The 12,210-nt window shown below is 38.9% G+C and carries 11 protein-coding genes and 1 pseudogene; 1 reads left to right on the top strand and 11 read right to left on the bottom strand.

Annotated elements, in window-relative coordinates:
* Positions 1-35: 35 nt before the first annotated feature.
* Positions 36-479 carry a GatB/YqeY domain-containing protein gene (locus QE429_RS09355; protein WP_307286703.1) on the bottom strand — a complete coding sequence of 148 codons (444 nt, stop codon included), beginning with the start codon at positions 477-479 and terminating at the stop codon, positions 36-38.
* A 15-nt stretch (positions 480-494) separates the two neighbouring features.
* The gene (gene rpsU, locus QE429_RS09350) at positions 495-668 is read right to left on the bottom strand and encodes a 30S ribosomal protein S21 (RefSeq protein ID WP_007087607.1); all 174 of its coding nucleotides are present in this window, start codon (positions 666-668) and stop codon (positions 495-497) included.
* Positions 669-887: 219 nt separating this feature from the next.
* On the opposite strand from rpsU, the gene QE429_RS09345 reads away from it, so the two are divergent.
* Positions 888-1,820 (top strand): Na/Pi symporter, encoded by a 933-nt coding sequence (locus tag QE429_RS09345; RefSeq protein ID WP_307286693.1) that lies wholly within the window; start codon positions 888-890, stop codon positions 1,818-1,820.
* Positions 1,821-1,853: 33 nt separating this feature from the next.
* Here QE429_RS09345 and deoC read toward each other — a convergent pair whose 3' ends face one another.
* The 9 genes and pseudogenes from deoC to hemW all read right to left on the bottom strand — a co-directional run bounded on the left by deoC (position 1,854) and on the right by hemW (position 12,150).
* Positions 1,854-2,528, bottom strand: coding sequence for a deoxyribose-phosphate aldolase (deoC, locus tag QE429_RS09340; RefSeq protein ID WP_307286691.1), 675 nt, complete (start codon positions 2,526-2,528; stop codon positions 1,854-1,856).
* Between the two features lie 120 nt (positions 2,529-2,648).
* On the bottom strand, positions 2,649-4,022 hold the full coding sequence (gene mtaB / locus QE429_RS09335; RefSeq protein WP_307286689.1) for a tRNA (N(6)-L-threonylcarbamoyladenosine(37)-C(2))-methylthiotransferase MtaB: 1,374 nt from the start codon (positions 4,020-4,022) through the stop codon (positions 2,649-2,651).
* 7 nt (positions 4,023-4,029) lie between these two features.
* A complete protein-coding gene (locus tag QE429_RS09330; RefSeq protein ID WP_307286687.1) occupies positions 4,030-4,779 on the bottom strand; it encodes a 16S rRNA (uracil(1498)-N(3))-methyltransferase in 750 nt (249 codons plus the stop codon).
* A gap of 106 nt (positions 4,780-4,885) precedes the next feature.
* Positions 4,886-5,828: pseudogene (gene prmA, locus QE429_RS09325) on the bottom strand (50S ribosomal protein L11 methyltransferase).
* Positions 5,829-5,846: 18 nt separating this feature from the next.
* Positions 5,847-6,974: a molecular chaperone DnaJ gene (gene dnaJ / locus QE429_RS09320; protein WP_307286685.1), complete on the bottom strand. Its 1,128-nt coding sequence runs from the start codon at positions 6,972-6,974 to the stop codon at positions 5,847-5,849.
* Between the two features lie 328 nt (positions 6,975-7,302).
* Positions 7,303-9,129 carry a molecular chaperone DnaK gene (gene dnaK / locus QE429_RS09315; RefSeq protein ID WP_307286683.1) on the bottom strand — a complete coding sequence of 609 codons (1,827 nt, stop codon included), beginning with the start codon at positions 9,127-9,129 and terminating at the stop codon, positions 7,303-7,305.
* A 31-nt stretch (positions 9,130-9,160) separates the two neighbouring features.
* Positions 9,161-9,760 carry a nucleotide exchange factor GrpE gene (gene grpE, locus QE429_RS09310; protein WP_307286681.1) on the bottom strand — a complete coding sequence of 200 codons (600 nt, stop codon included), beginning with the start codon at positions 9,758-9,760 and terminating at the stop codon, positions 9,161-9,163.
* 104 nt (positions 9,761-9,864) lie between these two features.
* On the bottom strand, positions 9,865-10,896 hold the full coding sequence (gene hrcA / locus QE429_RS09305) for a heat-inducible transcriptional repressor HrcA (RefSeq protein ID WP_307290754.1): 1,032 nt from the start codon (positions 10,894-10,896) through the stop codon (positions 9,865-9,867).
* A gap of 114 nt (positions 10,897-11,010) precedes the next feature.
* The gene (gene hemW, locus QE429_RS09300; protein ID WP_307286679.1) at positions 11,011-12,150 is read right to left on the bottom strand and encodes a radical SAM family heme chaperone HemW; all 1,140 of its coding nucleotides are present in this window, start codon (positions 12,148-12,150) and stop codon (positions 11,011-11,013) included.
* Between the last annotated feature and the right edge of the window lie 60 nt (positions 12,151-12,210).

The raw sequence follows: 12,210 nt of genomic DNA, 5'->3' as shown, positions 1-12,210 counted from the left end.
GATAGCAGAATGCCATCGATCTTTATGTCAGAATACTATGAAAGGTGTTGTTGTACAAGTTTATTTACAAGTGATCCATCTGCTTTACCTTTTACTTTAGGCATAATGGCAGACATCACTTTTCCCATTTCCGCTTTTGATGTTGCACCGACTTCTGAAATGGTTTCTTTCACAATTTCAGACAGCTCCTCTTCAGAAAGCTGTTTCGGTAAATACAGTTCGACAACCGCCAACTCTGTACGCAATTTTTCAACTAGATCTTCGCGACCAGCCTTATCAAATTCATGGAGGGAGTCTTTGCGTTGTTTTACTTCGCGAGAAAGGACTGTTAACTCTGCATCTTCGGAAAGCTCTGTTCCGAGCTTAATCGCTTCATTTTGCAATGAAGCTTTAACCATCCGAATAACTGAGAGTTTGTCTTTTTCCTTGTTTTTCATCGCTTGTTTCATATCATTATTTAAACGCTCGAGAAGACTCATGTACTACACCCTCTCTTAAAACTTACGTTTTCTAGCTGCTTCAGACTTTTTCTTACGTTTAACACTTGGCTTTTCATAAAATTCGCGCTTTCTTGCCTCTTGCAATGTACCAGTTTTTGATACAGTACGTTTGAAGCGACGAAGAGCATCTTCAAGCGATTCGTTTTTACGAACGACGGTTTTAGACATTCTCTTTCCCTCCCTCCGAAACACAACACACTTACATTCAATCCATGTACCTTGCAATTATAATATAACCTTGATACAAGGTCAACTGAATTTCGCACAGATAGAACATGCTTTTTTAAAATTTATTAAAGATATTTGAAGGTCCGTCCCAATTTGCAATGAAAAGTGGCATGTCCCTCTGAAAATGACCATACAATGAACTTGAGGGGGGCCTAAGACATGCTATACATATTATTATTTGTTCTTTGTATATTAATATTTATATTTGGTATGACAATTATCCGATTTGGTTTATTTAATTTATCAGCAAATAAATTGAAAACATGGTTAATCAAACTAACCAGTACACCTTTAAAAGGAATGTTGACGGGTACGTTCATAACAGCCCTTTTACAAAGCAGTTCTGCTGTTATGGTGATTACCATCGGATTAATATCTGCTAGAATTATGACCTTTCCGCAATCGATCGGCATTATTCTTGGCACCAATATCGGTACTACCTTCAAGACAGAACTTATTACGTTCAATATTGATACCGCTCTTGTACCACTAGCTGTTGGTGGAGCAATCCTAATTTTATTTAAACACAAAAAAGCCCGGAGTATTGGGATGCTATTATTCGGAATAGCCTCTGTCTTCACATCTATGAAGGGATTTGAAATACTTGCTCAACCTCTAACCTCGATGAAGTTTATTAATAATTTTATCCTGTCCATTAATGATCAAATGATCTTAAGCCTACTAACAGGAACCATAATGACGGCAATTATCCAATCTAGCACAGCAATGACAGGAATAGCCATGGGATTTTTATCAGCCGGTCTATTACAATTAGATGCTGGAATTGCAATAGTTCTAGGCGCTAATATTGGAACGTGTATTACTGCAGTAATTGCCTCCATTGGCGGAGGAAAAGAATCAAAATTAGCGGCTTTTGCCCATGTATGGTTAAATGTCTTTGGAGTTTTACTGTTTATTCCACTTATCCCGTTTCTAAACGAACATGCAAACCTGTTAGCAAATCGGATCGAGGTTCAGTTGGCACATATAAGTGTAATTTTTAATATCGCTACTTCCTTGCTCGTCCTTCCTTTTGCTGAGAGATTTGGAAGGATGATATTATATTTACATGACCGACATCCCCAAATATAGACCTAAAAAAAGACGGCATTTAAGCCGTCTTTTTTAATAACTTGAATTCACTGTGAGCCCTTTTATTATAGCTACGCTTGAACTTGCACCGATTCTTGTAGCACCGGCTTCAATCATTTTCTGCGCATCCTCTGTACTTCTTACTCCACCTGAAGCTTTAACGCCAATATCAGGTCCTACTGTCTGTCTCATGAGGGCAATGTCATCAAATGTAGCACCGCCTGTGGAGAATCCTGTAGAGGTTTTTACATAATCCGCTCCTGCTTTAACCGAGAGCTGACAGGCACGGATTTTCTCTTCCTTTGTAAGAAGGCTTGTTTCAATGATTACTTTTGTCAGCGCCTTCCCTTTTGCCGCTTCAACAACAGCTCGGATATCGCTCTCAACTAAATCATCATCTTGATCCTTTAATGCTCCGATATTAATAACCATATCCACTTCATCCGCACCATTTTCAATTGCATTTGTAGTTTCAAATGCCTTCGTTTCTGATGTAGATGCACCTAGCGGAAATCCAATAACGGTACAGACCTTTACACCACTGCCTTTTACTAATTCCTTTGAGGTAAGGACCCATTCTGGATTTACACACACGGAAAAAAATTTATTTTCAATAGCCTCTTGGCAAAGAGTTTCTATTTGTCCTTTTGTTGCTTCTGGTTTTAACAAGGTGTGGTCAATCATTGCAGCAACATTCGTCGTGGCCATATGCTCTACCCCTCCGCTTTCACTTCGAAATATAAGCAATCTAAGTGGTTCAGAAATAAACTTTTGCTGCTAAACCTAGTATGTCCATCTTGGGATAAAAAAAAGAACCCAATTGGGTCCTTATATAGCAGCTTCTTCTTTAATAAAAACTTCTTGCTTTACAGTTGCTGTGTCCTCTAACACACGAACAAATTGTCCTTCATTATACGGGTAGCCTGCTTTGGCAATTTTCACTTTGACAATTTTACCAATCATATCTTCAGTAGCTGGGAATACTACCTTCAGATAATTATCAGTGTAACCGACATACATTCCAGTAACCCCTTCTTCTTTATACTCTTCTTCTGGGATTACCTCTAATACTTCTCCTTCGAAGCGAGACGCATACTCCTTAGCAAGCTGATCAGAAAGGGTAATCAAACGGTGCACCCGTTCATTTTTTACTTCTTCGTCAACTTGGTCTTCCATTCGTGCAGCTGGTGTTCCTGTACGCTTAGAATATGGGAATACGTGTAGCTCAGAGAATTTATGGTCATTTATAAAATTATATGTTTCCATGAATTCTTCTTCTGTTTCTCCAGGAAATCCGACGATGACGTCTGAAGTAACAGCAAGTCCAGGAAGTACTTCTTTTAAGCGGTCCAGTCTTTCTCCAAAGAATTCCATTGTGTATTTACGGCGCATTCTTTTTAAGACAGAGTTAGAGCCTGACTGCAATGGAATATGCAAGTGACGTACAACAATATTGGAATGCTTAATAACTTCAATGACTTCATCAGTAATCTGACTTGCTTCAATGGATGAGATCCGAAGTCGTTCTAACCCTGTAACTTGTGCCTCTATGTCACGAAGCAACATGGCTAAATTATAATCCTTCATATCCTCTCCATATCCGCCAGTGTGAATACCTGTTAAGACAATTTCCTTATACCCAGCATCCACCAACTGCTGTGCTTGGCGAATGACTTCCTTAGGATCTCTTGATCTCATTAATCCCCTTGCCCAAGGAATGATACAGAACGTACAGAAATTGTTACAGCCTTCTTGGATCTTTAATGAAGCACGTGTTCGATCAGTAAAAGAAGGAACATCTAATTCTTCGTAGACACGATTTTTCATGATGTTGCCAACACCATTAATCGGCTGACGTTCAGTTTTATATTGCTCGATATAATCCAGCATTTTCACACGGTCTTGTGTACCTACAACAATATCAACACCTGGTATAGCCATAATTTCTGCAGGTGACGTCTGAGCATAGCAGCCTGTTACACAAATTACCGCATCCGGATTTCTTCTTACAGCACGACGAATCACTTGACGACTTTTCTTATCCCCAGTATTCGTTACTGTACAAGTATTAATGATATATACGTCGGAGATAGACTCAAAATCCACTCTTTCGTACCCTTCTTGTTTAAACAACTGCCAAATTGCTTCAGTTTCATAGTGGTTCACTTTGCATCCAAGTGTATGAAACGCGACTGTTGCCATTGGAACCTCACCTCAATAATTCATAATGATAGGAAATTGCCGCAAGTGTATAAAGCGGAGCTGTTTCCGTTCTTAAAATACGCGGGCCAAGCCCACAGAGACCAAATCCATGATCCTTTAAAAGCTGAACTTCTTCGTTAGCTAAGCCACCTTCAGGTCCGAAAACAAGAAGAAGGGACTCTCCTTTTTTCATCTGCTTTAGGGTAGAAGCAAATAGTGATGCTTCTCCTTTTCTACTTTCTTCTTCAAAGGCAGCCAATTTATATTGATAATCCTTACTTTTTTCCAATAAGGCTTTAAATGTCATCGGGCTGATAACTTCCGGCATTACAGCACGATGCGATTGTTCAGCAGCTTCTTTAGCAATTTTTTGCCATCTCTCTATTTTTTTTGCTGCCTTTTTTTCATCCCACTTCACCACTGACCGTGCAGCAGAGAATGGAAGAAACTCATGTGCACCCAATTCAGTACCCTTTTGAATAATCCATTCAAGCTTATCCCCCTTAGGCAAACCGCTAGCAATGGTAATACGAATTGGAAGTTCTGGAGACTCTTCTTTCCATTGTACAACGTCTGCAACGACTCTTTCATCGGTAATTTCTGCAAGCCTGCAAATTGCCTGTTTCCCTATTGGGTCAACACAAATGATTTGGTCGCCTATTTGCATCCGCATAACCTTTACGATATGATGACGGTCTTCCTCATCAATAAAAAAACGATCATCATTTGCTCGTTGTTTAACAAAGTAACGTTGCACACAATGCACCCTCTCTAAAACATTTTACTCTTTATTTTACTAAAGAAGGTATTAAATTAAAAGGCGGAAATAAAAAAAAGGGGAATAAACACCCCTTTTTTCATCATTATAACCTTTTTGCAATAATAGCAACCCAGTCTTCCATTAGAATGGTTTCCATTATTTCAAATCCCGAATTCACTAACGCTTCTTTCACCTGGTCTTTTTTCTGCTGAATAATACCAGAGGCAATAAATGATCCACCGGGTTTAATTACACGGGCTACATCATCAGTAAATCGTAAAATGACTTCAGCTAATATATTAGCAACAATAACATCTGCTGATTCTTCCTCAACATTATCTAGCAAATTGTTTTGAGAAATAGTCACAGACTGACTAACTTTATTCAGTTTAATATTTAACCCGCGCTTGCGTTACTGCAACTTCATCTAAATCGTACGCTCTGACATCCTCTGCGCCAAGCATGGCAGCTGCGATACTTAGTACTCCGGATCCTGTTCCTACATCGATAACACGGTCTCCGAGCTTTACTGTTCTTTCGAGGGCTTGAATACACATCACAGTTGTTGGGTGTGTACCAGTACCAAAAGCCATTCCGGGATCTAATTCAATAATGAGTTCATCACTGCTGACTGGCGTATATTCCTCCCAAGTAGGAACAATCGTAAACTTTTCGGAAATTTTTACAGGGTTATAATACTTCTTCCAAGCAGTTGCCCACTCTTCTTCATTTACTTCACTAATGGTTACTCTGTTTAAGCCAATATCAATATTAAAAATAATTAAATTATTAATGGATTCTTTAATGGCATCTACTGTTTCACCGAGGAAGCTGTTTACAGGTAAGTATGCTTTGACGATTACTCCCTCTTCAGGATAGTCATCGGGATTAAGTTGGTAGATTTCGCCGAATTGATCTTCCCTTTCTTTCGTCAACTCAAATGGATCTTCAATTACTACACCGCTTGCCCCAGCTTCATGCAAAATATGAGAAATAGGTTCAATCGCCTCATTTGTTGTGTGAATACTGATTTCAGACCATTTCACATCTACCAACTCCAATCCTTACTCGCTTTTAAATGCACGTTTTACTTTTGAGAAGAAGCTTTCTTCGTGTTCACCAATTGGCGAAGAGCCGCTTAGCTCGGCAAATTCTTTAAGAAGCTGCTTTTGTTTATCTGATAATTTCGTTGGTGTAATAATTCGTACAATAATATACTGGTCACCTACACCATACCCGCGAACATTTGGAACACCTTTACCTTTTAGACGGAATTTTTTACCTGTTTGTGTTCCTGCAGGAACTTTCAACTTCACTTTACCATGAAGGGTAGGTACTTCAATTTCATCTCCTAAAGAGGCTTGAACAAAGGTAATAGGCATTTCACAGTAAATGTCATCGCCATCTCTTTCAAAGAACTCATGCGGACGCACATGGAATACAACATAAAGGTCTCCTGCCGGTCCACCATTAATTCCTGCTTCCCCTTGGCCAGATACACGAAGCTGTTGACCATCATCTATACCAGCAGGAATTTTGACATGAATTGTCTTACGTTTCTTCACTTTACCTGCGCCGCCGCATGTTGAACACTTGTGTTTGATTTCTTTTCCTGTACCATTACAATAGTGACATGTACGACGATTCACAATTCTGCCAAATGGGGTATTTTGCTCCACATTTAATTGCCCAGACCCATGGCAGTGCTGACATGTCTCTGGATTTGTACCAGGTTTAGCACCTGATCCACTACATGTTTCACATGTTTCTTCTCGTGGTATTTCAATATCCGTTTCTTTTCCAAATGCAGCTTCTTCAAAAGAAACTGTCATTGTATACTGCAAGTCAGCACCTTGTCTTGGCGCATTCGGGTCACGTCTTCTTGAACCGCCGCCACCGAAGAAAGTATTAAAGATATCCTCAAATCCACCAAAGCCGCCGCCAAAATCAGCGCCGCCCCCGAATCCTTGGTTCGGATCCGTATGACCAAATTGATCATAATGTGCCTTTTTTTGATCATCACTTAATACTTCATATGCTTCTGCAATTTCCTTAAATTTATCTGCCGCATCTGGCTCTTTATTAATATCAGGATGATATTGTTTAGAGAGCTTACGATAGGCTTTTTTTATCTCATCCTTTGAAGCACTCTTACTGACACCAAGCACTTCATAGTAATCCCGTTTACTCATGATTACCACTCCCGAATCTTTCACATAAAGATTATTGTATCACCCATAAGATGAAGAATGCAATAAAATACTTTTCTTTAGTACAGGAATAAAAGGCGGAAGCGCCTCGTTCAGCCCCGACAGGCAAATCTTCTTCGGCGGGAAAAGTCCGCCTTTTTACTTTTACTGCCGAAGGTTATTTGACCCCGAGGGGCTAGGCGCTGGAGCTAGATTCAGATAACTAGTTCAATTATCCACACTTGTAACTTTTTATTATTTCCTATACAGAGAAAAAGCCAAAGCCCATAGACTGACTTTGACTTTTTCTCTTGTACCGCTACATGAATTATTACTTATCGTCTTTTACTTCTTCAAACTCTGCATCGACTACGTCGTCTTTGCCAGCAGCGCCACCTGCATCTTGACCTGCTTGCTGTTGAGCTTGTGCAGCTTGTTCATAGAGCTTTACTGTCAATGCTTGAACGATTTCTTGAAGCGCATCCTTTTTAGAACGGATTTCGTTTAAGTCGTTTTTCTCAATGGCTTGCTTTAATTCATCCTTCGCTGTGTTAGCTTTTGCTACCTCAGCTTCATCAACCTTACCTTCAAGGTCTTTTAATGTTTTTTCTGTTTGGAACACTAATTGATCTGCTTCATTGCGCAGTTCAACTTCTTCCTTGCGTTGCTTATCAGCTTCCGCATTCTCTTCTGCTTCTCTTACCATTTTTTGAATTTCATCATCAGAAAGTCCTGTTGATGATTTAATCGTAATTTGTTGCTCTTTATTTGTGCCTAAGTCTTTTGCACGAACATTTACGATACCATTTTTATCAATATCGAATGTAACCTCAATTTGAGGTACCCCACGTGGTGCGGGAGGAATATCAGATAATTGGAATCGACCAAGGGTTTTGTTGTTCGCCGCCATTGGACGCTCCCCTTGAAGGACATGGATATCAACAGCCGTTTGATTATCCGCAGCAGTAGAGAAAACTTGAGATTTAGATGTTGGGATTGTAGTATTTCGATCAATTAACTTTGTGAATACTCCGCCCATTGTTTCAATACCAAGTGACAGTGGAGTTACGTCTAATAACACAACGTCTTTTACGTCACCTGTAATGACTCCACCTTGAATTGCAGCACCCATTGCTACTACTTCGTCTGGATTTACGCCACGGTGTGGCTCTTGTCCTGTAGCCTTTTTAATCGCTTCTTGGACAGCAGGAATACGAGTAGATCCACCAACAAGGATTACTTTATCAATTTGAGAAGCTGTTAAGCCCGCATCGGTTAATGCTTGACGAACTGGTCCCATTGTACGCTCAACAAGGTGAGCTGATATTTCATCAAATTTAGCTCTTGACATAGATACTTCAAGGTGAAGTGGACCTGCAGCTCCAGCTGTGATGAACGGCAAGGAAATTTGTGTTGTTGTTACCCCAGAAAGATCCTTCTTCGCTTTTTCAGCAGCATCTTTTAAGCGTTGCAATGCCATTTTATCTTGTGAAAGGTCAATGCCATTTTCCTTTTTAAATTGCTCAACTAGGTAATCAATAATAACTTGGTCAAAGTCATCCCCACCAAGACGATTGTCACCTGCTGTTGATTTTACTTCGAATACTCCGTCACCAAGTTCAAGGATAGAAACGTCGAATGTACCGCCACCAAGGTCGTAAACTAAAATAGTTTGATCTTGATCGGTTTTATCTAAACCGTAAGCAAGTGCAGCAGCTGTTGGTTCATTAATAATACGTTCAACCTCAAGACCAGCAATTCTTCCTGCATCTTTAGTTGCTTGACGTTCTGCATCGTTAAAGTAAGCTGGTACTGTAATAACCGCTTTTGTAACTGTTTCGCCAAGATAATCTTCAGCATAAGATTTTAGATATTGAAGGATGATGGCTGAAAGTTCCTGTGGAGTATAGTCTTTACCTTCAATTCCAACTTTATAGTTCGTACCCATATGACGCTTAATAGACATAATTGTGTTAGGGTTAGTGATTGCTTGACGTTTTGCCACTTCCCCAACCTGGCGCTCACCATTTTTGAATGCAATTACAGATGGAGTTGTACGATTTCCTTCTGGGTTAGGAATAACCTTTGGCTCGCCGCCTTCAAGTACAGACACACAAGAGTTTGTTGTTCCAAGGTCAATACCAATAATTTTACTCATTGCCTTTTCCTCCTAAAATAATATGTAGTCTTTATTGATTCACTTTTACCATGGATGGACGGATGATACGATCCTTTAACATATAGCCTTTTTGGAATTCATCAGTCACAATGTTAGACCCAAAGTTTTCATCCTCACCTTGCATAACTGCCTGATGTTGATGTGGGTCAAACTCTTTCCCAACAGCTTCAATTGGTTCCACGCCTTCTTTCTTCAAGGCTTCAACCAATCCGCGGTACACCATATCCATCCCTTGAAGTAAAGATTTGGTTTGTTCATTGTCTGCTTCAATCTGCATGGCTCTTTCAAAATTATCTAATGCAGGCAATAAATCAGTAATAAGTTTTTGCGCTCTATATTTTTCACTCGCTTCTAGATCTAATCTAGTGCGACGGCGGAAATTATCAAAGTCGGCTTGAAGTCGTAAATAGCGATTATCTGCTTCCTCTAACTTATCCTTAAGCATTTGAATCTCTTTCACATATTCTTCAGCAGGTTCTACCACTGTTTCTTCAAGGTTTTGACCTTCCTCTAGACCTGAATCAACTGCTTGTTCTTCGGTAAGTTCAACATGGTCGGCACTCTCGATTTCTACTTCTTCATGTATTGAATTATTTTTTTCATTTGTCAACTTACTCACCTCCCTTAAAGCATTGCTACATTGTATACTAAATTAATTTTCATAGAAAAGGGGGTGAAACATAAGGAATTTCACCCTTACCAATATTACCACTGCTAGTTGGTTTGATACAGTTTTGTTAGAACAGCTGTTAAGTCCTTGCTTAACAACTGGAGTAAACTTATGACACGAGAATATTCCATGCGGGTAGGCCCTAGTATAGCTATAGTACCTAATTTTTCAACCCCTACAGAGTAGGTCGCTGTAATCAAACTGCAATTATCCATAGCACTTATATTGTTTTCTCTGCCAATTTTAATATTGATACCAGCAGGTTCTTTTCTAATCAAGTTGTAAATCCATTCTTCTTGATCAATCATCGTTAACAGACTACGGATTTTACTGATATCATGAAATTCAGGCTGGCTTAACATATTCGTTTTTCCGCCGAAGAAGAGTTTCTCAGTAACCGGCATTTTCAGCGAGTCTGCTACCGTATGAAGCATGGAATCATAGTTATGAATATGCTGTCTAAGCAACATTGCCACTTCTTTGTAAATTTTGTCGTTTAAATCCTCAAGAGGTACACCAGCGAGACGATCATTTAAGATATTTACTGTCTTCTCTAAATCACTCGGATCAATTGATCCAGGGATAGAAACCGTTCTGTTTTCTACATGTCCAGTATTTGTCACAAAAATAGCTACAGCTGTATCCTTGTTCAAGGGTATGATTTGTATTTTCTTTAACTTATTTATACTAGTCGCCGGTCCAAGAACAATAGATGTGTAGTTCGTTAATTCAGAGAGTATTTTCGCAGACCTTTGAATGATCTTTTCAAATTCATAGATTTTTTCAGCAAAAATCGATTGAATAATGGAAATATCATGTGGATTTAGCACCTGAGGTGATAATAAATGATCCACATAATAACGATATCCTTTTTCAGATGGAACGCGCCCTGAAGAAGTATGAGTTTTTTCAATATACCCCAACTCTTCCAAGTCGGCCATTTCATTGCGAATGGTAGCTGAACTAAAGGATATTTCCTCTTTTTTCGACAAGCTTCTTGAGCCGACTGGTTGAGCAGATCGAATAAAGTCATCAACAATTACCTGAAGAATCAACAATTGACGATCTGTAAGCAACATTCATCACCTCTGTTAGCACTCATCATTACCGAGTGCTAATTATATTAATAAATTATCAAAAAAGGGGGGATGGTGTCAATTAAAAAGAAACCTTATTTTTGGAACTTAAGATTAGACCACATCTAAAAAGGCTTGAAATACCTCATTGCCTAAAAAACGTCCTGTTTTAGTTAAAAATATATTATCGTTCTTTACTTCTATCCATTGTTTACCTGCTAAATCATCAATTTCCTTTTTAAAAATCTGCAGGGGATCTTGGTTATATTTTTCTATGAAATGTGAAATCGAGACACCTTTCGTTTTGCGTAATCCGAGGAACATTTCTTCCTCCATTTGTTCAGCTTTCGTTACCTTATGGTCATCTAAAATAGGTAAGTTTCCACTATTAATCTGATCCATATATTTTTTCAGTGGACCTGAATTTGATCGTCTGTGCCCGTCAACGTAGCAATGCGCCCCCGCTCCAAACCCATAATAATATTCGTTATTCCAGTAAGTCAGATTATGCTTGCTCTCGTAACCTGGCTTTGAAAAGTTGCTTATTTCATATTGGCTGTATCCGTGTTTTTCCATTTCATCCATTAGTATCTCATACATTTTTGCTTCTATATCTTCTCCAGGAGTAGGAAGCTTGCCTTTTTTTAATAGGTTGTAAAAAACTGTCTTTGGTTCAATGATTAATGAATAAGCAGAATAATGTTGAATATCTAGGGAAAATGCTTCAGTCAATGATTCTTTAAAGTCTCCAACAGTTTGTGACGGCAGGCTAAAGATAAGGTCAATGCTTATATTATTAAAACCAACCTTTTTAGCATTTTCAATGGTTTGATATACATCCTTCGCCCTATGAACACGACCGATTCTTTTCAACAGTTCTTCGTTAAAGGTTTGAACACCCAGACTAATTCTATTTACTCCTGCGTCCTTTAATATTTGTAATTTCTCAATGGATAAATCACCTGGATTGGCTTCAAAGGAAAATTCCACTGTATCACTTTTTGGAAGGTTGGTATTTATGCTTTCACAAAATGAGTAGAGCTGTTGTTCATTTAATGATGTAGGTGTACCTCCACCTACAAAAATAGTATCTAACACGTTAGTTGGATGTTTCTCCAGTGTCATCTTCATTTCTTGGTCAAGTGCTTTTAAATAGTCCTCCACTGGCTGCCCTTTTAGAAAAACTTTATTAAAATCACAATAATGACATATATGCTCACAAAAAGGGATATGAAGATAGGCAGCATTTATCATTAGTAACACGTCCTTAATCTAGTAACAAAAAGAGGCTAGAATACCTGCAACAGGCATGTC

It is taken from the genome of Bacillus sp. SORGH_AS_0510, assembly GCF_030818775.1.
GTDB lineage: Bacteria > Bacillota > Bacilli > Bacillales > Cytobacillaceae > Neobacillus.
The sequence above is the reverse complement of the archived record's forward strand: the minus strand, read 5'-3'. Positions and strand labels throughout refer to the sequence as shown.

Excerpts from the sequence above, each read along its gene's own strand:
- dnaJ (WP_307286685.1), bottom strand. The coding sequence starts at position 6,974 with ATGAGTAAACGGGATTACTATGAAGTGCTTGGTGTCAGTAAGAGTGCT.
- dnaK (WP_307286683.1), bottom strand. The coding sequence starts at position 9,129 with ATGAGTAAAATTATTGGTATTGACCTTGGAACAACAAACTCTTGTGTG.
- rpsU (WP_007087607.1), bottom strand. The coding sequence starts at position 668 with ATGTCTAAAACCGTCGTTCGTAAAAACGAATCGCTTGAAGATGCTCTT.
- hemW (WP_307286679.1), bottom strand. The coding sequence starts at position 12,150 with ATGATAAATGCTGCCTATCTTCATATCCCTTTTTGTGAGCATATATGT.
- QE429_RS09355 (WP_307286703.1), bottom strand. The coding sequence starts at position 479 with ATGAGTCTTCTCGAGCGTTTAAATAATGATATGAAACAAGCGATGAAA.
- QE429_RS09345 (WP_307286693.1), top strand. The coding sequence starts at position 888 with ATGCTATACATATTATTATTTGTTCTTTGTATATTAATATTTATATTT.
- mtaB (WP_307286689.1), bottom strand. The coding sequence starts at position 4,022 with ATGGCAACAGTCGCGTTTCATACACTTGGATGCAAAGTGAACCACTAT.
- deoC (WP_307286691.1), bottom strand. The coding sequence starts at position 2,528 with ATGGCCACGACGAATGTTGCTGCAATGATTGACCACACCTTGTTAAAA.